We start from the raw sequence: 20,816 nt of genomic DNA on the forward strand, positions 1-20,816 counted from the left end.
GCCGGGACGAGCCCGGCATGACGGCGTGGGATGTCGGTTTCGGTTCCGCACCGCGCACACGGTCGACCGGCACCCCCACCACGCCCGACCCAAAAAAATCGGGGCGGCCCGAAAGGACCGCCCCGTAGTTCAGGGAAGTGGCCGGGATGCTGGGGAGCACACCCGACCGGTCGGCGCATTCAGGGGGGAAGGGGCGCCGACCATCCCCATATAGGGGCGGGATGTTGCGCAATTGTGTCGCGCTGCCAGTATTTCGTGACGACCGTGCAATGTTTGCCCGTTGACGCCCGCGCCCGTTGCGGTGGATGAGGCGCGCATGACCGCTGCCGTCCCCGCGTCGCATCGCCGCATCCTGCTTGCCAGCCTCGTGGGCACGTCGGTCGAATTCTACGACTTCTACATCTACGCCACCGCCGCCAGCCTCGTGTTCGGCCCCTTGTTCTTCCCGGCCGAGAATCCGTCCACCGCGCTGCTCGCCTCCTATGCCAGCCTCGCCGTCGCGTTCTTCGCGCGGCCCGTCGGCGCGTGGGTGTTCGGCCATTACGGCGACCGCATCGGCCGCAAGTCGACCTTGGTGGCCAGCCTGATGCTGATGGGCGCGTCGACGCTGCTGATCGCGTTCCTGCCGACCTATGCCACCGCGGGCGTATGGGCACCGGTCCTGCTGTGCGTGCTGCGCTTCGGGCAGGGGTTCGGCCTTGGCGGCGAATGGGGCGGGGCGGCGTTGCTGGCGGTGGAGAACGCGCCGCCGGGCTGGCGCGGGCGCTACGGCATGGTGCCGCAACTCGGCGCGCCGGTGGGGTTCCTCGCCGCCAACGGGCTGTTCCTCGTCCTCGGCATCGTTATGACGCCGGACCAGTTCATGGCATGGGGCTGGCGCGTGCCGTTCCTGCTGTCGGTGGTCCTCGTCGGCCTGGGCCTGTGGGTGCGGCTGAAGATATCCGAAACCCCCGCCTTCGCGCGCGTGCTGGAGGAAGGGCCGCCGCCCGCGGTGCCGATGGGGGAACTGCTGCGCCACCACTGGCGCCGCGCGCTGGGCGGGACCTTCGGGGCGGTCGCCTGCTTCGCGGTCTATTACCTCGCGACCGCCTTTGCGTTGGGCTACGCCACGACGACGTTGGGCGTCGACCGGCAGGTGATGCTGTCGATGCAATTGGGCGCGATCCTGTTCATGGCGGTCGGCATCGTGCTGTCGGGCATCTGGGCCGACCGCACCTCGCCCGCCAACGTGCTGAAATGGGGCTGCGTCGGGGCGGTCGTGGCGGGCTTCCTGCTCGCGCCCGGCCTGGGATCGGGCGCGGTGGCGCCGATGTTCGCCAGCCTCGCCTTCGCCTTGTTCGTGATGGGCTTCGTCTACGGCCCGCTCGGCGCGTGGCTGCCGTCGCTCTACCCGGCGCGCGTCCGCTACACGGGGGTCAGCCTGGCGTTCAACATGGCGGGGATCATCGGCGGCGGGCTGACCCCCGTCGTGGCGCAGGCGCTGGCGGAGCGCGGCGGCCTGCTGCCGGTCGGCGCCTATCTGGCGGTCCTGTCGCTGCTCAGCCTCGGCGCGCTGATCGCGATGCACCCGCGCGCGTCGGTCGATCCGGTGCCGGTCGAGGGGCCGTAATCCTCACCCCAGCCGCAGCAGCGTCACCCGCGCCCGGCCGTATACCCGCTCCGCCTCCACCGTGAAGCCCGACGGCGCGACCGGTTCGTCGCGCTTCGTCTCCACCGTCACCCACGTCTGCGCGCCGATCCAGCCCAGCCGCGCCAGCTTCTCCGCCGCCACCACGCCCGCCCCCGATTCATACGGCGGGTCCATCATGACCAGGTCCAGCGCCGCCCGCGCGGGCCCCAGTGCCAGCACCGACCCCGCGCGCACCTCCGCCCCCGTCGCCTTCAGCGTCGCGACATTGGCGCGCAGCGAATCGAGCGCCGCGCCGTCCTGTTCCACGAACAGGCATGATGCCGCCCCACGCGACAGCGCCTCCAGCCCCAGCGCGCCCGACCCGGCGAACAGGTCCGCCACCGCCAGCCCGTCGAAGCTGCCGACCCGGCTGACCAGCATCGAGAACAACGCCTCGCGCGTGCGGTCCGCCGTCGGGCGCGTGGCATCGCCCTTCGGCGCGGCCAGCGGGCGGCCCCGCCATTGCCCCGCGACGATCCTCATTTCCTGCCCTTGCGCGTCGGGCCCGACTTGGGCTTCGCCACTGCCCAGCCTGCCTGCCGCTTGGCGCGCGCAGGACGCTTGGCGGGCTGTTCCGCGACGGGTTCCGGCTTGGCCCCGCGCGGCGGAACGCGACGATCGGGGTCGCCGCCGCCGGATCGCGCGGCGAACTGGCGCGACGGCCGTTCCGCCGGTCCGCCGTCGCCGCGACCGGGGCGGTGGGGCGACGCGCGGTCCGGCCGATCGCCGCCGCTGGTCGCGGCGCGGGGGGAGAAGGCGCGTGCGGGTCGATCGGTCGCCCCCGCGTCGCCCCGGCCGAAACGCTGCGGCGCCGCGCGATCCGCTCGACCGCCGCGTCCGGTATCCGCATCGCCGGGACGCGGTGCAAAGGCGCGCATCGGCCGGTCGCCGGACGGTGCGCCGCGATCGGGCCGCCCGCTCCGCCCGCTGTCGGAGGCGCCGGTGCGCGGTGCGAACGCGCGCGCGGGCCGATCGGCGGCGCCCGGTCCCGCCCGGTCCTGACGCGCCGGTGCGCCGCGGTCGGATCGGCCCGCGCGGACCGGATCGGCGCGACCGGGCCGTTGCGGCGTGGCGCGATCGGCGGCCTCGGGCGCGGCCGGGCGGCGGGCGTTGCCGGACGGGCGGACCGGGCGCGCGGGCCGCGCGGACGGGCGCTCGGGCTCGACCGCGGGGGCCGTCGGCGCCGGGCGCGCCCGGGGCGCCGCCCGCGCGCTGCCGGACACGCCCACCGGCTCTGCCCGGCTCGCCGCCTGCGCGCCCTGCTTCGCCAGCGTCTGGCGGAACCCGGCCAGGTCCGCCGCGCGTACTTCCCCGACCTCGCCCGGGGGCAGGTCGCCCAGGACGAACGGGCCGTAGCGCGTGCGGATCAGCCGCCCGACGCGCAGGCCGAGATGTTCGAGCACGCGACGGACCTCGCGGTTCTTCCCCTCGGTCAGGATCATCTCGATCCACACGTTCGCGCCGGTGCGCCGTTCCAGGTTGGCGTTGATCGAACCGTAGCGGACGCCCTCGATCTCCACGCCCTCGATCAGCTCCTCCAGCTGCGCCTGCGTCACCGGGCCGTAGGCGCGGGCGCGATAGCTGCGCTCGATCCCCGTGGCGGGCAGTTCCAGCTGGCGCTTGAGCCCCCCGTCCGTGGTCATCAGCAGCAGGCCCTCGGTATTCAGGTCCAGCCGCCCGACGGGCACCAGCCGCGGCAGGTCCTTGGGCAACCGGTCGTAGATCGTCGGCCGCCCGCTGAAATCACGCTCCGCGGTCAGCACGCCCGCCGGCTTGTGGAACAGGAACAGGCGGGCGGGCGACGGCGCCGCCACCTCCTCCCCGTCCACCGTCACGCCGTGCAGCGACGGCAGCAGGGTGGCCGGCGTATCCAGCACCACGCCGTCCTTCGCCACGCGCCCCTCCGCGATCATCCGCTCCACCTCCCGGCGGGAAGCGACGCCCGCGCGGGCCAGAAGCTTGGCGATGCGGTGCTGGGGGCGGGGGGGCTGTTGAGGGGCGGGGGGCATCGCGGCGTATTACCGCATAACCGTCCCGGCCTGCGGAAAAATTTGCGACCGAACGGGCGGGGCGGCGTTATGCCTGCGAAACGACCGGGGGACGGCATGCTGTTCGCGAAGAAGAAGCCGACGCTCGCACGCCTCCTGCTCGTGGAGGACGAACCCCTCGTGGCGTTCGACAACGAACATCTGCTGACCGATCAGGGGTATGAGATCGTCGCCACGGTCGATCGCGTCACCGATGCGGTGGCGATGATCGTCGACGGGCGGGAGATCGACCTGATCCTCGCGGACGTGGCGCTGGCCGACGGAAACGGAATGGACGTCGCGCGCGCCGCGCTGGAACGCGGCATTCCCGTCATGTTCGTCACCGGCCATTGCCCGCAGGAGGCGGAGGCGCTCGTCATCGGCTGCCTCGACAAGCCCTATACGCAACGCGCGCTGATCGCCGCGATCGGCGCGGTGGAGGCGGTGGTGACCGGCAAGCGGCGCGGCCGCCTGCCCGAGGGGTTCCGCCTCTTCGGCGACGCCGCCTGACCGTCCGCGCGGTCGGGGCTTACCTGCCGCCGATTTCCCGCTAGGCTGCCCGGTCAATCGGGGAGCGGACGACGGATGACGACGGGCAGCGACAGGACGTGGATCGACGGCGTGCGCCCCTATGTGGAGCGCGCACCGCTGGCCGCCTTCGCGCTGGGCGTGTCGTCGGGCTTCCCCTTCGCCATGATCGCAGCGACGCTGACGACGCGGCTGGCGCAGGACGGGATCGACAAGAAGACGGTGACGGCGTTCAGCCTCGCCTTCCTGGTCTACAACCTGAAGTTCCTGTGGGCCTGGCTGGTCGACGGCGTCCGCCTGCCGGTCATCGGCCGGATGGGACAGCGCGTGTCGTGGATGCTGCTGGTCGGCGTGCTGGTGATCGCCGCGGTCGCGAACCTCGCCTTCGCCGATCCGCTGCGCAGCATCGCGGCGACCGCGACGGCCGCGGTGCTGGTGGGCATCGCGGGCGCCACGTTCGACATCGTCATCGACGCCTATCGGATCGAGATCCTGGAGCCGCGCCAGCTGGGCGTCGGATCGGGCATGAACCAGTACGGCTGGCGCATCGGATCGGCGGGCGCGGCCAGCCTCGCGCTGGTCGTCGCCGCGCGCTACGGCTGGGCGGCGGCATATCTGTCGTGCGCGCTCCTGGCGTTGCCCGCGATGGTCGCGGCGCTGGTGATCGGGGAACCGGCGCGCCGCCGCGCACCCGCGGCGCGGCGCGGGATGGGGCAGGCGCTGGCGGCGGTGTGGCGCCCCTTCACCGAATTCTTCCGGCGCCCCGGCGCGGGCATCGTGCTGATCTTCATCCTGATCCACAAGATCGGGGATACGCTCAGCCAGCTCGTCCTGCGCCTGCTGCTGGACGACCTGCAATTCACCAATGACGAGATCGCGGTGTACGACGTCGGCATCGGCTTCTGGGCGTACCTCATCGGCATCTTCGTCGGGGGCTGGCTCTACGCCCGGCTGGGGCTGAAGCGGTCGGTGCTGCTCAGCCTCGTGCTGATGGGGGTGTCCAACGCCGCCTTCGCCGCGCTCGCCGCGGGTGGGCATAGCAACGCGGGCCTCGCGGGCGCGATGCTGTTCGAGAACATCGCCTCGGGCATCGGCGGCGTCACGATCGTCGCCTATTTCTCCGCCTTGTGCGACCTGCGCTTCACCGCCGCGCAATATGCGCTGATCTCGGCGGCGGCCAGCGTGGTGGGCCGGATCGTCACGGGCACGACCGCGGGCGCGATGGTGGAGGATATGGGGTTCGTGAACTTCTACATCCTCACCACCGCGATCGCGGTGCCGGGCGTCCTGATGTTCTGGTGGATGGCACGCAGCGGCCTGGTCGACCGGTCGGTCGGCACCGCGGGCACTGATGGACCGGGCGACGCGCGCGCGGGGGAGGCGGCGTGATCCGCGCCTGACGATGGTCGCGACGCGACCGCCGGGGCGGCGGGCGCCGCCGCCGCCCGTGCCGGGGTCGCCTCAGTCGATCCGCGTCTCGACCCGCACGTCGCGCGACGACGCCCCGACGCCGATCGTCCGCCCGCCCTCGGGCAACATCCATTTCTTCTGGGCGGTCGACCAATAGTGCAGCTGTCGCGGCTCGACGTGGAGGCGGACGACCCGCTTCTCCCCCGCGGCCAGACGGACGCGATCGAACGCCACCAGCTTTCGCGCGGGAAAGTCCGCCCCGGCGGGGCGCACGCCCGGCGGGCCGAGATAGACCTGCGGCACCTCGTCGCCGTCTACCGTCCCCTCGTTCGTGATCGTCACGCCGACGTCGATGCCGCCGTCGGGCGCGGCGGCCGCGGTCAGGCCGTCATAGCCGAACCGGGTGTAGCTCAGCCCGAAACCGAACGGGAACAGCGGGGCGATCCGCGCGCGATCGAACCAGCGATAGCCGACATGGACCCCTTCGGTGAACACGGTCCTGCCGTCGACGCCCTTGCCCGACCGTTCGGGATGACGCGGGTCGTTGTCGGCATAGTCGGTCGGCTTCCTGGCCCAGGTGAAGGGCAGGCGCCCCGCCGGGTTCGTCTTGCCCAGCAACACGTCGGCGGTGGCCCATCCCCCCTCGTCGCCGGGCCACCACATCTGCACGACCGCCTTGACGTCCTTCAGCCACGGCATCGCCACGGGCTGGCTGGTGTTCATGACGACGACGGTGTTGGGATTGACCGCCGCGATGTCGGCGACCAGCCTGTCCTGCTCGCCGGGCAGGGCGAAGAACGGCGCGTAGCGATGCCAGACGAAGACGACCGCCGTGCGCGCCTTTTTCGCCGCGGCGACGGCCGCATCGTGATCGCGCCGACGCTGGTCGGGGGTGGACCAGGCCAGCCGCACCTGCGCCGGCGAGCCGGACGTGTCCCCGCGCGTCTCCAACGTCAGGCTGTGCGGCCCCGCCGACAGCTCGACCAGCATCCGCAGATTGTCCAGCCCGTCCACCGTCGGCATCAGGCCGTCCTTGCCCGGCAGGACGGTATCGCCGTGAAGCGCGCCGATCAGCCCGTCCGCGGTGCCCACCTTCTTGCCGTCGATCGACAGCGCGCCGGTCGCACCCAGCAGGTGCAGGTACAGGTAATAGCGGCCGGCCGACGGCACGGTCAGGGTGCCTGTCCAGGTACGCTGCTGGTTCGCGGGCATCGACCGGCCCGCGGCCTTCGTGAAATCCACGATCGGATCGATCCGCGTCCGGCCGTCCGCGCCGGTCGAGCGCAGCCCCGGCTTCCCGTCGTGGCTCAGCATCGACGCGGGGATCGGGACACCCGTCATGTCGGACGCGACCGCATAGGCGATGCGGGCGTCCGGCGCCTGCGTCCGCATCGCTTCCAGCGGCCCGACCTGGCGCTCGACCAGCCCGGTGGACCGTTCGTTCGCGGGGCCGACCGCGACGACCTGTCCCGCGCCGGGCCCGATCATCGCCAGCGCGGCGAGGTCCGCGCGCCGCAGCGGCAGGATGCCGCCCTCGTTCTTCAGCAGGACGGCGGCATCCCCGGCGGTGCGCCGGATGATCGCCGCATTGGCCGCGACGTCGCGCGGCTTGATCGCGTGCGACGGCGGGGTGTCGAGATAGCCGAACCGCTCGTAGGCGGACAGGACCCGTCCCGCCGCGCGCGTGATCGCGGCCTCGTCCAGCGTGCCCGCCGCGATCTGGTCGCCGAAGGTGACGAGGGGGTCGCGCAACGATCCCACGCCGCTCATGTCCACGGGGATCGGCGCGCCTTCCTCCGGAAAGACGGGCGGAACGAAATCGAGCGGCAGCGCGAATGTCGCGAGCGGCTTCGCGGGCGCCGGATCGAAGAAGGAGAACATCAGCCCCTTCAGGAAGCTGTCCTCCGCCAGCTGCCCCGGCATCTCCATGTCCAGCCCGGCGCTGATGTAGGTGGGGGCGTGCACCCCGCCCCAGTCCGACGTCACGAAGCCGCGGAAACCCAGCTCGCCGCGCAGGACGTCGGTCAGGAGAGTCTTGTTCCCGCACCCGTTCTCGCCGTTGACCTTGTTGTACGAACACATGATCGACGCGACGCCCGCCTTCACCGCGGCGTCGAACGGCGCAAGGTCGATCTCGTGCAGCGACTGCTGGTCGATGAAGACGTTGAAGCTGGCGCTGTCGTAGCCGATGAAATGCTTCGCCTGCGCCATCACGCCTTCGGCCTGCACGCCGCGGATCACCGCCGCGCCGATCTCGCCGACCAGCAACGGGTCCTCCCCGTACATGTTGTAGGAGCGCAGAAAGGCGAAATCGCGGCTGATGTTGATGAACGGCTGTAGGACGACGTCGATGCCCAGCGACCGGGCCTCGCGCGCGATCACGGTGCCGTTGTCGCGCGCGTCGCTGCGGCTGAACGTCGCCGCCAGTCCCATGGGCGCGGTCGGGGCGTGGGACGGCAGCCGGGTCAGGACCCCCGGCGGTCCGTCCGCCAGGCGAAGCGGCGGGATGCCGAGCCGGGGCACGCCCGCGATATAGCCCGCCTGTCCCTGATAGGTGGCGGCGGGTTCGACCCCGCCGCGGATCATGGCCAGCTTCTCCGCCAGCGTCATCTGCGCGAGGAGGGCCGCCACCCGCGGGCCGGTACCCGCCTCCGCGGTCGCCCGCCCGTCCGGGACCGACGGCGACGGCGCCGCCGGACGGGCGGGTTCCGCGACCGCCTGCGCCCGCGTGGCGGACGGCGCCAGCGCCACGGCGCCCAGCACCAGCAGGCTCGCCCCGGTCCGGGCATGGCGCGATATGCGGCTGAAAACGGTCATCGAACGAACGCCTTTGTCATGTCACCGGATTGTTGCTTCCCGCGGCACGACCGCGGACGGCGCCGCGGGGCCGGTGCCCGCGGCGCCGCGCTGCCGTCCGGCTAGAAGCGGAACGTCGCGGTCGCGCCGTAGGTCGACGGCGCGCCCTGGAACTGCACCGTGGCGCCCAGGCCGTTGTAGCTGTCGAAGACGTTGGTGAACCACTTGGTCCCGGTCATGTTCTTGCCCCACAACGCCAGTTCGACGTCGGGATCGCGCAGCGTGAAGCTGACCTGGCCGTTGACCAGGCCGTAGCCCTTGATGAACGACGCGCGGTTGCCGATCGCCACCGCTTCTGCCTGCGCCGGATCCCCGGTCGTGGCGAAGATGAAATACCGGCCCGAGATATAGGCATAGTCGAGGTGGAGCCGCAGCTTGCCGGGGGCCAGGTCGAATTCCTGCGTCGCGCCGAGGCCCGCGGTCCATTCCGGTGCCTGCGTGATCGGCTCGCCCGACCGGTCCACGCTGACGACGGTGCCGCCGACGAGCTGGTTCTCGAACCGGCTCCCCTTCGCGTAGCGGGCGTGGAGATAGGCGGCGCTGCCGTCGATCGTCATGCCGCGCCACGGGACCACCGCGCCCTCGACCTCCACGCCGCGCGTATTCACGTTGCCCGAATTCGATCCGAATCCCGTCAGCTGCGTGCGGCCCTGGTCGTCGACGAACGTCGCGCTGATGCCGCGCTGCACGTTCGACTGCCACGCGCGGAACGCGGCTACGTTGATGCGGACCTTCCGGTTCAGGAACTCGCCCTTGAACCCCAGCTCCACGTCGCGGACATCCTCGGGCTCGAACGCGGCGTTGAACGGCCGCGGGACCGGCGCGACGTTGAAGCCGCCCGACATCGAGGCGCCGCTGGTCTTGGCGTAGACGAAGACGTCGGGCGAGATCCGGTAGTCGACGCTGGCCAGCCAGGCCGGATAGCTGAAATTGGCCACCTGGCGGTCCTCGCACGGTGCGGCGCTGGCGGGGCGACCCGCGTTCGCGCCCACGGCGCAGATCGGATCGGCGGCGCGGAAGTCCTGGACGCTGTGGCGGTCGATGACCCTCTTGTCCCAGGTGTAGCGAAGCCCCCCGGTCACGCGCAGGCGGTCGGTGACGCGATAGTTCAGCTGGCTGAACACGCCGATCGACCGCGCCTCGAAATCGCCCGCGGGGCTCGCGAAATTGGCGATCGGCGTGTCGTAGAAGATGGCGGCGCGCGACTCCTCCATGCCCGCCTCGCGGAAATAATTGACCCCCGTGACCCAGTCCAGCGCGCCGACACGGCCCGACAGCTGGATCTCCTCGCTGAACTGATGCTGGTCCGATCGCGCGGCGAACGCGCCCGCGCCGGTCGGCGTACCGGTCAGGTCGATGCTCTGGCCCGATTCGGACTGGCGATACCCCGTGATCGACGTGACCGTCACTCCGCCGAGGTCCACGACCAGGTTCGCCGTCAGCGAGGAGGCCGTGGTGAACGAGCCCAGGTCGTCGATGAACGAGAAGCCGGTGCGCGGCGCCTGGTAGCTGTACCGCCAGTCGCGGTCGGCGGTCGATCCGGGAAACTGCGGGTTGATGAAGTCGGTCAGCGGGCGCGGTCCGCCGCGCGCGAAGTTGGCGAACGTGCTGGCCGGAACCGAGAATCCGGGACCCAGCGGGATCGGGGTGCCGCCCGGGATCGTGCCGGACTGGACCCCTTGCGAGATGCCGTAGAAGGCCGCGAGCGGGCTGGCCGGATTGATCGCGGCCACGGCGGTCGGATTGCCGTTGTCCCTGTAATCCATGTGGTCGCCAATGACCGTCAGCGTGACCGGCAGGTCCGTCGGCTTCCAGCTGATCGATCCGCGGGCGAAATAGCTGCCGTTCACGCTGCCTTGCCGCCGGCCGAGATATTCGTTCGGGAAATATCCCTCCTGTTCGTCGTACCGTCCCGCGAAACGGGCCGCCAGCGTGTCGGAAAGCGGCACGTTCAGCACGCCTTCGATCACGCGCTGGTCGTAATTGCCGATCCCGCCCCTGACATAGCCTTCCAGGACGTCGGTCGGCCGCGCCGTCGTCAGGTTCAGCGCACCACCGGTGGTGTTGCGACCGAACAACGTACCCTGCGGACCGCGCAGCACCTCGGCGCTCCCCATGTCCAGGAAGCCGAGGTTCCCGATCGCGGGCCGGGCGACGTAGACGCCGTCGACGTAGATCCCGACCGCGGCGTCGGCGAACGAATTGGGGGCGTTCTGGGCCTGTCCGCGGATGGCCAGCAAGATGATCGTGGACGGACCCACGCCGCCGCTGCCGACCGAAAGCGACGGCGTCGCGCGGCCCAGGTCGGCGACCGCGGCGATCTGCTTCGTCTCCAGCGCCTCGTTGCCCAGGGCGGTGACCGCGACGGGGGTCGTCTGCAACGCCTCGCTGGTACGGCGGGCGGTGACCTCGATATCCGCCAGGCCGCCGTCCGGATCCTCCGCGGTGGGCGGCGCCACCGGTCCGGCCGCGGTCGACGGCGGCGTCTGTGCCGCCGCAGGACCCGCGCCCGCAAACGCCGCGAGCGCGCACGACGCCAGCGCGACGGTGCGATACTTACGCTTGGCCATCAGTTCCCCCTCCAAAGTACGGACTTCGCTATATTTTTACGATGCAGGTATAGCGTCCGTCCCCTGATAGGGTGTCCGGGGGCACATGCGCCCTGTCGGCGGATAGGGCCCGCCCCGATTCATCGCGCCCGCCGCGGCAGGGTGCGCCTAGACGATTGCGCCGCGCACCGCGCACACCGGCCGCCCCTCGTCGGCGAACGCCATCGCCACCGCCGCCGCACTTGCCAGGACGCCATCGACCCGGCGCTGCCCGATCAGATCGCCCAGCAGCAGCGCGGCCTGCGCGGGATTGGCCTCCACGCGGGCGAGGATCGTCAGCAGCGCCTGTTCGCCCGGCGTCATCCGCGCGCAGCAGCAGGGCGCGATCGCGATCGGGACCGCGGAGGAGGCCGCCAGATCGGCCATCAGCGATCGCAGCAACGTCAGCGGGCGACGGAACGACGCCCCGAAGGCGGTGAACAGCGCATGCGCGGCCCGTGCATCGCCGAGGCCGTGCGCGCCCATGCGCCGCATCGCGAACAGGATCGTCCGCGCGTTCGCGCACGGCGGCAGGGCGTAGGGCAGGGCGGCAAGCGTTGCGGTGGCAGGGGGCATCGGCGACGACTCCGTCATTCGCCGTCATCGTCGCGAACCCGCTATTGCAAGTCAATCGCAAATATAGCCTATCGCGGCGGCTCGCCGTTCGCCGCGAGCACCTCGCCCGCCAGGTACAACGATCCCGCGATCAGGACGGTGGCGGCGGGATGGCGCGCGGCGACGAGGGGCAGGGCGCCGTCGACCGAATCGGCGATCAGGCCCTCCGCGATGCCCAGCCCCGCCGCTGCCGCGACGATCGCCTCGGGCGGATGATGGTCGTGACCCGGTACCGGCACCGCCACCACCGCCGCCACGTCGCACGCGAACGGCGCCAGGAAACCCGCGACGTCCTTGTTCGCCAGCATCCCCATCACGATCACCAGCGGCCCCGCCGCGGTCCGCACCGCGGGCAGCGCCTGCGCGATCGCCGTCCCCGCCGACGCATTGTGCCCCCCGTCCAGCCACACCGGCGTACCCGTGGGCAGCAGCGCGGTCAGCGGACCGTCGCCCAGCCGCTGCAACCGCGCGGGCCAGGCCGCCGCGACCGCTCCGGCCGCCAGCGCGGCCACGGGCACGGGCACCGCGCGCTGATGCCGGATCATCGCCACCGCCAGCGCCAGATTGTCCGCCTGGTGCCGCCCCGCCAGCCGCGGCGCGGGCAGGTCGATCGCCCCTCGTGAATCGCGATACGCGACCCCGCCCGCCGCATCGACGGCATGCCGCCATTCGTGCCGCGATCGGATCAGCGGGGCGCCCGCCGCGTCCGCGACCCGCGCGATCACCGCCGCGATCGCATCGGGGTAGGACAGCGTCGCCAGCGGCACGCCGCCCTTCGCGATCCCCGCCTTCTCCGCCGCGATCCCGGGCAGCGTGTCGCCCAGGAACGCCTGATGATCGATCCCCAGCGCCGCGATTCCCGCCACGACGGGCACGACGACGTTGGTCGCGTCCAGCCGCCCGCCGAGCCCGACCTCGATGACGCAGGCGTCCGCCGGCGTCCGCGCGAACGCCAGGAACGCCGCCGCGGTGGTCACCTCGAAGAAACTGGCGCCGATGTCCCCGCCCGCGTCCAGCACCTCCGCCAGCAGCGGCGCCAGCGCCGCGTCCGGTATCAACGTCCCCGCGACGCGGATACGCTCGTTGAAGCGGACCAGATGGGGGCTGGTATAGACGTGCACGCGATGCCCCGCCGCCTCCAGCGCCGCGCGCAGGAAGGCGCAGGTCGATCCCTTGCCGTTCGTCCCCGCGACGTGGAACACCGGCGGCAGGCGCAGGTGCGGATCGCCCACGCGCGCCAGCAACCGCGTGATGCGGTCGAGGCCGAGGATATCCGCCCCCGGCGACAAGGCCCACAACCGGTCGAGCTGCGCCTGCACCGCGGGATCGGACGATGATGCGTGATCGGGCATGGGATCGCCTAATGATCCTCCCCGGCGGGGAAGAAGGAGCGCCTTACGCCGCCGCCCGCTCGCCGCAAAGATAGCCGATCACCGTCCCCAGCGTCGCGCGCAGCTCCTTGCGGTGGACGACCATGTCGATCATCCCGTGCTCCAGATAATATTCGCTGGTCTGGAAATCCTCGGGCAGCTTCTCGCGGATCGTGCTCTCGATCACGCGTCGCCCGGTGAACGCCAGCGTCGCCTTGGGCTCCGCGATATGGACGTCGCCCAGCATGGCATAGGCCGCCATGACCCCGCCCGACGTCGGGTCGGTCAGGACGACCACATACGGCAGGCCCGCATCGTGCAGCATCTGGATCGCGACGGTGCTGCGCGGCATCTGCATCAGCGACAGGATGCCCTCCTGCATCCGCGCACCGCCGCTGGCGGTGAAGACGACGTAGGGCGCGCGGGTCTCGATCGCGGCCTCCACGCCCTGGATGAACGCCTCGCCCACCGCCTGGCCCATCGATCCGCCCATGAACGCGAAATCCTGCACGCCGACGACCACGCGGCGGCCGTCGATCGTTCCCTTGGCGTTGACGAAGGCGTCCTGCTCGCCCGTGTCCGCGCGTGCGGTCTTCAGCCGGTCGGCGTAGCGCTTGGAATCGCGGAACTTCAACGGATCCTCGGTGCTCCTGGGCTGGACCAGCACTTCCGCCGATCCCTCGTCCAGCAGCTGCGCGAACCGCTCGCCCGGCCCGATCCGCTCGTGATGGTCGCACGTCGGGCAGACGTGGAGGTTTTCCTCCAGCTCCTTCGTGAACACCATCGTGCCGCACCCCTTGCACTTGTGCCACAGGGTGTCGGGGTTCTGCGATTTCGCGCCGGGGACGATGCCCGAAAGCGCGTTGCGGACGCTGCTGAGCCAGCTCATGCCGATACCTTCCTTGCGGACGTCACCGCGTCCTTCAGCGTGCGGATATAGGCCGCGACCGGCGCGGGTGCATCCGCGCCGTGCGCCGCGACGATCTCCACGATCGCGGAGCCGACGACGACCCCGTCCGCGACCCGTGCGATCGCGGCGGCCTGTTCGGGCGTGCGCACGCCGAAACCGACCGCGACGGGCAGGTCGGTCGCCGCCTTCAGCCGCGCGACCGCTTCCTCGATCGACGTCTGCACCGCCTGCTGCTTGCCCGTGATGCCCGCGACCGACACGTAATACAGGAACCCGCTGGCGCCGTGCAGCACCGTCGGCAGGCGCGCGGCGTCCGTCGTCGGGGTCGCCAGCCGGATCGGATCGATCCCGGCCGCGCGCAATGCGGGCCCCAGCGCGTCGTCCTCCTCGGGCGGCACGTCGACGCAGATGACCCCGTCCACCCCCGCATCCGCCGCCGCCCGCGCGAACCATTCCGGTCCGCGCCGCAGCATCGGGTTGCCATATCCCATCAACACCAGCGGCACGGCCGGATGCCGCGCGCGGAAATCCTTCGCGATCGACAGGATGTCGGCGGTTCGCGTGCCGACGCCCAGGCTGCGGATATTGGCTTCCTGGATCGCCGGGCCGTCCGCCATCGGGTCGGTGAACGGCATCCCCAGCTCGATCACGTCCGCCCCGCCCGCGACCAGCGCGTCGAGGATCGCGGGCGTCGCCGCGGGCGACGGATCGCCCGCGGTCACGAAGCACACCAGCGCCGGCCCGCGCGCGAACGCCTCCGACAATCGCGTCATATCGCGACGCCCAGCGCGTCGGCGACGGTGAAGATGTCCTTGTCCCCGCGCCCGCACAAATTCGCCAGGATAACCTGATCGTGCCGCATTTCCCGTGCCTTGCGTGCCACTGCTGCGATCGCGTGTGCAGGTTCCAGCGCGGGGATGATCCCCTCGACGCGGCACAACAGCTGGAACGCGTCCAGCGCCTCGGTGTCGGTGACCGACGTATACTCGACGCGGCCGATATCCTTCAGCCACGCATGTTCGGGGCCGATCCCCGGATAGTCCAGCCCGGCGGAGATCGAATGCGCCTCCGCGATCTGGCCGTCCTCGTCCTGCAACAGATACGTCCGGTTCCCGTGCAGCACGCCCGGCGATCCGCCCGCCAGGCTCGCGGCATGTTTCGCCTCCAGCCCCTCGCCCGCGGCCTCGACCCCCAGCATCTTCACGTCCGCGTCGTCCAGGAACGGATGGAACAGGCCGATCGCGTTCGATCCCCCGCCGATCGCGGCGACCAGCAGGTCGGGCAGCTTGCCCGTCCGCGACAGCATCTGTTCGCGCGCCTCGCGCCCGATCACGCTCTGGAAATCGCGCACCAGTTCCGGATAGGGATGCGGTCCGGCGGCGGTGCCGATGATGTAGAAGGTGTCGTGCACGTTCGCGACCCAGTCGCGCAGCGCCTCGTTCATCGCATCCTTCAGCGTGTTCGCCCCGCTGGTCACCGCGCGCACCTCCGCACCCAGCAACTTCATGCGGAACACGTTGGGCGCCTGCCGCTCCACGTCCTTGGCGCCCATGTAAATCACGCACGGCAGGCCGAAGCGCGCGCAGACCGTCGCGGTCGCGACGCCATGCTGCCCCGCGCCCGTCTCCGCGATGATCCGCGTCTTGCCCATGCGGATCGCCAGCAGGATCTGGCCGACGCAATTGTTGATCTTGTGCGCGCCGGTGTGATTGAGCTCGTCGCGCTTGAACCACACCTGCGCGCCATGCCCGTCCGCCGCGCCCTCGCGCAGCGCCGCGGTCAGCCGCTCCGCGTAATACAGCGGGCTGGGGCGCCCGACATAATGTTCCAGCAGGTCGTCGAACTGCGCCTGGAACGCGGGGTCCTGCTTGGCCGCGCGATATTCGCGCTCCAGCTCCAGGACGAGCGGCATCAGCGTCTCGGCGACGTAGCGGCCGCCGTAATCGCCGAAATGGCCGCGCTCGTCGGGCTGCGCGCGGAAACTGTTGGCGCCGGGCTGCGCGCGGAGCGGATTGGGTGCGTTCATGCCGCGGGCTTTAGCAGGTCGCGTTGCCCCGCCAAGACCTCATGCCTTTTCCACCGCCTTCAGGAACGCCGCGATCTTTCCCGCGTCCTTGACGCCGGGCGCGTTTTCGACCCCGCTCGACACGTCCACCAGCGACGCCCCCGTCCGCCGCGCCGCCGCCGCGACATTGCCTGCATCCAGCCCGCCCGACAGCGCCCAGGGAAGGGGATGGTCAAACCCGTCGAGCAACGCCCAGTCGAACCGCAGCCCCATCCCGCCGGGCAATGCCGCGCCGTCGGGCGTCTTGGCGTCGTACAGCAACCGGTCCGCCGCCCCGCGATACGCGACCGCCGACTCGAGATCGCCGCGCGTCCGCACCGCCACCGCCGCCCACGCCTCCACCCCCGCCACCTGCCGCAGCCGCGCGACCTTGTCGGGCGCGGTCCGATGCAACTGGATCGCCCCGAGCCCCGCCGCCGCGACCGCATCGCGGACGCTCGCCTCGTCGGGATCGACGAACACGCCGACGATCGTCGCCCCCGACACCCGCGCGGAAAGCCCCGCCGCCGCCGCCGGCGACAGGTGCCGCGGGGAGGGCGGGAAGAACACGAACCCCACATGGCTCGCCCCATGGCGCAGCGCGGCGTCGAGCGTGTCGGCGGTGGACAGGCCGCATATCTTGGCAGTGACGGTCATCCCGGCCCCTTAGTCGGGATCGGGGTTCGCGCGAAGACGCGATGACGCAAAGGGGTTGGTTCACGCGTAGACGCGGGGAAGAAGGTTTTGCGCGCAGAGGCGCAGAGGCGCAGAGGCGCAGAGGGGGCCGTGCCAGATCACCCGTCTCGCGTCAGCGAGACAGGATCGCCCGGCGCTCGCGACTGGCTGAGCCGCTCGCGCGGCTCGAAAGATCGCGGCAAGCGCCACCTCTCTGCGCCTCTGCGCCTCTGCGCGAAACCCCTTCTGTTTCTTTTGCGCGCCTCCGCGTGAACCAAACCACCTTCGCGTCATCGCGTCTTCGCGTGAACCGAACCTGCCTTACACACCTAGCCCCCGCCCCCGAACGCGGTTACATGGCCCGCCACTTCCTCCCGTCCCCGCACAGGAACCGGCATCCCATGGACATCCGCCTCGGCCTCACCTTCGACGACGTGCTGCTGGTCCCGGCCGCATCCGAAGTGCTGCCGACCTCCGCCGACACGCGCACCCGCGTGACGAAGGGGATCGCGCTCAACATCCCCGTCCTGTCCTCCGCGATGGATACGGTGACGGAGGCGGACATGGCGATCGTCATGGCGCAGCTGGGCGGCATGGGCGTCCTCCACCGCAACCTGACCGTGGAGGAGCAGGTCGCCGCCGTCCGGCAGGTGAAAAGGTTCGAGAGCGGCATGGTCGTCAACCCGATCACGATCGCCCCCACCGCGACGCTCGCCGACGCGCAGGCGCTGATGAAGGCCAACCGGATCAGCGGCATCCCGGTGGTGGAGGCGGACGGGAAGCTGGTCGGCATCCTCACCAACCGCGACGTCCGCTTTGCCGAAAACCCGCGGCAACCGGTCGCGGAGCTGATGACGAAGGACAACCTCGCGACCGTCAGCACCGGCGTGGGGCAGGAGGAGGCGCGCCGCCTGCTCCATCATCGCCGGATCGAGAAATTGCTGGTCGTCGACGACGCCTATCGCTGCGTCGGCCTGGTGACGGTGAAGGACATCGAAAAGGCCGTGACCTATCCCGACGCGACGAAGGATGCCGCCGGCCGCCTGCGCGTCGCCGCCGCGACGACCGTGGGGGACAAGGGGTTCGAACGGACCGAGGCGCTGGTCGACGCCGAATGCGACCTGATCGTCATCGACACCGCGCACGGCCACAATGCCGATGTCGCGCGCGCCGTCGAGCGCGTGAAGAAGCTCAGCAATTCGGTGCAGGTCATCGCCGGCAACGTCGCCACCGCCGCGGCGACAAAGGCGTTGATCGACGCGGGCGCGGACGGGATCAAGGTCGGGATCGGCCCCGGATCGATCTGCACCACCCGCGTCGTCGCGGGCGTCGGCGTGCCGCAGCTGACCGCGGTGATGGACTGCGCGGAGGAGGGCGACCGCCACGGCGTCCCCGTCATCGCCGACGGCGGCCTGCGCACGTCGGGCGACCTGGCCAAGGCGCTCGCGGCGGGCGCCTCCACCTGCATGGTCGGCTCGCTGCTGGCGGGGACGGAAGAGGCGCCGGGGGAAACCTTCCTTTATCAGGGGCGTGCGTACAAATCCTATCGCGGCATGGGAAGCGTCGGCGCGATGGGCCGCGGCTCCGCCGACCGCTATTTCCAGGGCGAGGTGCGCGACCAGATGAAGCTGGTGCCCGAGGGGATCGAGGGGCAGGTCCCGTTCAAGGGCCCGGCGCGCGAGGTGATCCACCAGCTCGTCGGCGGCATCAAGGCCGCGATGGGCTACACCGGCTCGGCCACGCTGCGCGACCTGCGCGACCGCGCCAGCTTCGTCCGCATCACCGGCGCGGGCCTGAAGGAAAGCCACGTCCACGACGTCACGATCACGCGCGAGGCCCCAAACTACCCGACGCGGTGAGGGGGGAGGCGGCATCCCGATTCCCTTTCCGTCATCCCGGCGAAGGCCGGGATCCAGGGTTGTCAGGCGCAAACCTCGCGTTCCCCGGCTCTGGATCCCGGCCTCCGCCGGGAGGACGGAGGAAGTGGGAGGGAACAACGTCCGCCACGAAGCCCCCCGTCACCCCGAAGTTTTCGTGCTCTTCCCGCCCGTTACGCCGCGTTCTTTGTGTCCCCGCGAAGGCGGGGACCCAGTCTGGGCTCCCGCGTTCGCGGGAGCACAAGGAAGCTGGCGACCGCGTCCGCGTTAGAAGACTGGCAGCATCGCGTTCCTGCGAACGCAGGAACCCAGGCCACGAACGACGCCCCGCCGACACCGCGCCCCACCCACACCCACCCAACGCTGTCCTACATCCGCGCAATCTGCCAAGGCAGCGCGGATGATGATCCTCCCCCCTCCCGCGTCCGCGCGCGCCCGTCCCGACCGGCGCCCGCCCACCCGCGCGACCATGCGACCTTTCGTGACTTTCCGCGCATGACCCCCGCCGCCCGGACGCAGGCCGCGATCGACCTCCTCGATGCCGTCACCGCCGCCGCGCGCGACGAGGGCGCGGCCGCGGACACGTTGATCGCGCGCTATTTCGCGCAACGCCGCTACGCCGGGTCGAAGGATCGCCGCGCGGTCCGCGAGCTGGTCTATCTCGCCATCCGCAGCCTGGGCGAGCGTCCCGCCAACGGGCGCACCGCGATGCTGGCGCTCGCCGCCGCCGACCCCGATCTCGCGGCCACGTTCGACGGCAGCGTGCACGGCCCCGCCCCGATCGGCCGGGGGGAGGCGAAGGCGGCGACCGGCATCCTCCCGCGCTGGCTCGCGGAACGGCTGACCGCCTCGGGCCTGGACGACGCGGAGCAGGCCGCGCTCGTCGGCCGCGCCCCGCTCGACGTGCGCGTCGCCGCCGCGCCCGCGCCCGACATTCCCGGCGCGGAGCCGATCGCGGGCCTGCCGCAGGCGCTGCGCCTTCCCGCGGGCACCGATCTCGCCCCCTACGGCGCGCAGGTCGAGCCGCAGGACGCGGGCAGCCAGGCGGTGACGCTGGCGGCGCAGGCCGCGCCCGGCATGACGATCCTGGACCTGTGCGCGGGGGCGGGCGGCAAGACGCTCGCGCTCGCCGCCATGATGGACGAACGGGGGCGGATCATCGCCAGCGATACCGATCGCGGGCGTTTGTCGCGCCTCCCGCCGCGCGCGTCGCGGGCGGGGGTGTCGATCGTCGAGACCCTGCTGCTCGATCCCAATCGCGAGGCGGAGGCACTGGTCGACATCGCGGCGGACGTCGTGCTGGTCGACGCGCCCTGTTCGGGCACCGGCACGTGGCGGCGCAATCCGGAGGCGCGCTGGCGGCTCACGCCCGCACGGCTCGACCGATTGGTGGGGGTGCAGGCGCGCCTGCTCGATCTGGCCGCGATGCATGTCCGTCCCGGCGGCGCGCTGGTCCATATCGTATGCTCCCTGCTGGATGCGGAGGGGATGGAGCAGGTCGACACCTTCCTCGATCGCCATCCCGGCTGGATCGCCGAGCCGCTCGCCCTCCCGCTCGGGCGTCCGCACGGCGCGGGCGTCCGCCTCACGCCCGCGCACGACGGCAGCGACGGATTTTTCGTCGCGCGCCTTCGTGCGCCATGCTAATCCCGCATCATCGTGCCGAAGCTGGAGCCGTTCATGCGTTTCACGTCCGTCGCCGTCGCCGCGTCGCTGGCGCTGGTGTCGATCTCCACCTCGCTCCACGGGCAGCGTCCCGACGACCAGATCGATGCGCGCTCGCTGTCGCTGCTCCAGCAAGGGAGGGCGGCGAAGGACGCGGGTAACGTCGACGGCGCGCTCGACCTGCTGGAAACCGCCGTGGCGGTCGATCCGCGCAACCGGCAGGCGTTCATCGTGATGGCCGAGATCGCGGAGGGCCGCGGCCTGCCCGGCAAGGCGATCCGCCTGTATCGCGAGGCGCTGCTGCTCGAACCCAACGATGTCGCCGCGCTGGCGGGACAGGGGGAGGCGATGGTCGCCAAGGGCGCGGTCGAACGCGCGAAGGAGAATCTCGCGCGCGTGAAGACGCTGTGCAAATCCGCCTGCGCCCCCGCCACCGCTTTGGCCGCCACGATCGCGAAGGGCCCCCCGGTCACGACCGCGCAGGTGGGCGTGAACACGACCACGACCGCGAAGGATTAAGCAATCTCCCTCTCCCATCGGGAGAGGGAAGGGGCCCGCCCGGCGAAGCCGGGTGGGAAGGGT

General features: G+C 71.3%; 16 protein-coding genes. 6 read left to right on the top strand and 10 right to left on the bottom strand.

All coding sequences use genetic code 11. The features are described from left to right. The first annotated feature begins 316 nt into the window (after positions 1-316). A complete protein-coding gene (locus ASG29_RS11650; protein ID WP_055985521.1) occupies positions 317-1,609 on the top strand; it encodes an MFS transporter in 1,293 nt (430 codons plus the stop codon). A gap of 3 nt (positions 1,610-1,612) precedes the next feature. Here the strand turns inward: ASG29_RS11650 and rsmD are convergent, their stop codons facing one another. Further along, positions 1,613-2,152 (bottom strand): 16S rRNA (guanine(966)-N(2))-methyltransferase RsmD, encoded by a 540-nt coding sequence (gene rsmD, locus ASG29_RS11655; protein ID WP_055983966.1) that lies wholly within the window; start codon positions 2,150-2,152, stop codon positions 1,613-1,615. After that, positions 2,149-3,678, bottom strand: a complete 1,530-nt coding sequence (locus ASG29_RS11660) for a pseudouridine synthase (protein ID WP_055983969.1) — start codon at positions 3,676-3,678, stop codon at positions 2,149-2,151. Before ASG29_RS11660 ends, rsmD begins: the two co-directional genes overlap by 4 nt. A gap of 96 nt (positions 3,679-3,774) precedes the next feature. Between ASG29_RS11660 and ASG29_RS11665 the strand changes: the two genes are divergently transcribed. Both ASG29_RS11665 and ASG29_RS11670 read left to right on the top strand, forming a co-directional pair. Then, positions 3,775-4,206: a response regulator gene (locus ASG29_RS11665; RefSeq protein WP_055983972.1), complete on the top strand. Its 432-nt coding sequence runs from the start codon at positions 3,775-3,777 to the stop codon at positions 4,204-4,206. 75 nt (positions 4,207-4,281) lie between these two features. Further along, positions 4,282-5,613 (top strand): AmpG family muropeptide MFS transporter, encoded by a 1,332-nt coding sequence (locus tag ASG29_RS11670; RefSeq protein WP_055983975.1) that lies wholly within the window; start codon positions 4,282-4,284, stop codon positions 5,611-5,613. A gap of 72 nt (positions 5,614-5,685) precedes the next feature. Here the strand turns inward: ASG29_RS11670 and ASG29_RS11675 are convergent, their stop codons facing one another. The 8 genes from ASG29_RS11675 to ASG29_RS11710 all read right to left on the bottom strand — a co-directional run bounded on the left by ASG29_RS11675 (position 5,686) and on the right by ASG29_RS11710 (position 16,674). After that, complete coding sequence (locus tag ASG29_RS11675) at positions 5,686-8,451, bottom strand: beta-glucosidase (protein ID WP_200932448.1); 2,766 nt, start codon at positions 8,449-8,451, stop codon at positions 5,686-5,688. Between the two features lie 101 nt (positions 8,452-8,552). After that, positions 8,553-11,060 carry a TonB-dependent receptor gene (locus tag ASG29_RS11680; protein ID WP_156457986.1) on the bottom strand — a complete coding sequence of 836 codons (2,508 nt, stop codon included), beginning with the start codon at positions 11,058-11,060 and terminating at the stop codon, positions 8,553-8,555. 147 nt (positions 11,061-11,207) lie between these two features. Further along, the gene (locus ASG29_RS11685; protein WP_055985527.1) at positions 11,208-11,654 is read right to left on the bottom strand and encodes a DUF6628 family protein; all 447 of its coding nucleotides are present in this window, start codon (positions 11,652-11,654) and stop codon (positions 11,208-11,210) included. A 68-nt stretch (positions 11,655-11,722) separates the two neighbouring features. Beyond that, on the bottom strand, positions 11,723-13,045 hold the full coding sequence (locus tag ASG29_RS11690; protein WP_055983981.1) for a bifunctional folylpolyglutamate synthase/dihydrofolate synthase: 1,323 nt from the start codon (positions 13,043-13,045) through the stop codon (positions 11,723-11,725). 43 nt (positions 13,046-13,088) lie between these two features. Then, positions 13,089-13,952 (bottom strand): acetyl-CoA carboxylase, carboxyltransferase subunit beta, encoded by an 864-nt coding sequence (accD, locus tag ASG29_RS11695; RefSeq protein WP_055983984.1) that lies wholly within the window; start codon positions 13,950-13,952, stop codon positions 13,089-13,091. Continuing rightward, positions 13,949-14,746 carry a tryptophan synthase subunit alpha gene (gene trpA / locus ASG29_RS11700; RefSeq protein ID WP_055983987.1) on the bottom strand — a complete coding sequence of 266 codons (798 nt, stop codon included), beginning with the start codon at positions 14,744-14,746 and terminating at the stop codon, positions 13,949-13,951. The genes accD and trpA overlap by 4 nt, the downstream gene beginning before the upstream one ends. Then, the gene (gene trpB / locus ASG29_RS11705) at positions 14,743-15,999 is read right to left on the bottom strand and encodes a tryptophan synthase subunit beta (protein ID WP_055983990.1); all 1,257 of its coding nucleotides are present in this window, start codon (positions 15,997-15,999) and stop codon (positions 14,743-14,745) included. The genes trpA and trpB overlap by 4 nt, the downstream gene beginning before the upstream one ends. A gap of 39 nt (positions 16,000-16,038) precedes the next feature. After that, positions 16,039-16,674 (bottom strand): phosphoribosylanthranilate isomerase, encoded by a 636-nt coding sequence (locus ASG29_RS11710; protein WP_055983993.1) that lies wholly within the window; start codon positions 16,672-16,674, stop codon positions 16,039-16,041. Between the two features lie 419 nt (positions 16,675-17,093). On the opposite strand from ASG29_RS11710, the gene guaB reads away from it, so the two are divergent. The 3 genes from guaB (at position 17,094) to ASG29_RS11725 (ending at position 20,753) form a co-directional block, all read left to right on the top strand. Continuing rightward, on the top strand, positions 17,094-18,551 hold the full coding sequence (gene guaB, locus ASG29_RS11715; protein WP_055983996.1) for an IMP dehydrogenase: 1,458 nt from the start codon (positions 17,094-17,096) through the stop codon (positions 18,549-18,551). A gap of 513 nt (positions 18,552-19,064) precedes the next feature. Next, a complete protein-coding gene (locus tag ASG29_RS11720) occupies positions 19,065-20,216 on the top strand; it encodes an RsmB/NOP family class I SAM-dependent RNA methyltransferase (RefSeq protein ID WP_055983998.1) in 1,152 nt (383 codons plus the stop codon). Between the two features lie 33 nt (positions 20,217-20,249). Beyond that, on the top strand, positions 20,250-20,753 hold the full coding sequence (locus ASG29_RS11725) for a tetratricopeptide repeat protein (RefSeq protein WP_156457987.1): 504 nt from the start codon (positions 20,250-20,252) through the stop codon (positions 20,751-20,753). Positions 20,754-20,816: the final 63 nt, after the last annotated feature.

The organism is Sphingomonas sp. Leaf412, assembly GCF_001425405.1.
Taxonomy (GTDB): domain Bacteria; phylum Pseudomonadota; class Alphaproteobacteria; order Sphingomonadales; family Sphingomonadaceae; genus Sphingomonas.

Coding starts and splice junctions, on each gene's coding strand:
- trpB (WP_055983990.1), bottom strand. CDS start 15,999: ATGAACGCACCCAATCCGCTCCGCGCGCAGCCCGGCGCCAACAGTTTC.
- ASG29_RS11710 (WP_055983993.1), bottom strand. CDS start 16,674: ATGACCGTCACTGCCAAGATATGCGGCCTGTCCACCGCCGACACGCTC.
- ASG29_RS11725 (WP_156457987.1), top strand. CDS start 20,250: ATGCGTTTCACGTCCGTCGCCGTCGCCGCGTCGCTGGCGCTGGTGTCG.
- rsmD (WP_055983966.1), bottom strand. CDS start 2,152: ATGAGGATCGTCGCGGGGCAATGGCGGGGCCGCCCGCTGGCCGCGCCG.
- ASG29_RS11690 (WP_055983981.1), bottom strand. CDS start 13,045: ATGCCCGATCACGCATCATCGTCCGATCCCGCGGTGCAGGCGCAGCTC.
- accD (WP_055983984.1), bottom strand. CDS start 13,952: ATGAGCTGGCTCAGCAGCGTCCGCAACGCGCTTTCGGGCATCGTCCCC.
- ASG29_RS11650 (WP_055985521.1), top strand. CDS start 317: ATGACCGCTGCCGTCCCCGCGTCGCATCGCCGCATCCTGCTTGCCAGC.
- ASG29_RS11670 (WP_055983975.1), top strand. CDS start 4,282: ATGACGACGGGCAGCGACAGGACGTGGATCGACGGCGTGCGCCCCTAT.
- trpA (WP_055983987.1), bottom strand. CDS start 14,746: ATGACGCGATTGTCGGAGGCGTTCGCGCGCGGGCCGGCGCTGGTGTGC.
- ASG29_RS11680 (WP_156457986.1), bottom strand. CDS start 11,060: ATGGCCAAGCGTAAGTATCGCACCGTCGCGCTGGCGTCGTGCGCGCTC.
- ASG29_RS11685 (WP_055985527.1), bottom strand. CDS start 11,654: ATGCCCCCTGCCACCGCAACGCTTGCCGCCCTGCCCTACGCCCTGCCG.
- ASG29_RS11660 (WP_055983969.1), bottom strand. CDS start 3,678: ATGCCCCCCGCCCCTCAACAGCCCCCCCGCCCCCAGCACCGCATCGCC.
- ASG29_RS11675 (WP_200932448.1), bottom strand. CDS start 8,451: ATGACCGTTTTCAGCCGCATATCGCGCCATGCCCGGACCGGGGCGAGC.
- ASG29_RS11665 (WP_055983972.1), top strand. CDS start 3,775: ATGCTGTTCGCGAAGAAGAAGCCGACGCTCGCACGCCTCCTGCTCGTG.
- guaB (WP_055983996.1), top strand. CDS start 17,094: ATGGACATCCGCCTCGGCCTCACCTTCGACGACGTGCTGCTGGTCCCG.
- ASG29_RS11720 (WP_055983998.1), top strand. CDS start 19,065: ATGACCCCCGCCGCCCGGACGCAGGCCGCGATCGACCTCCTCGATGCC.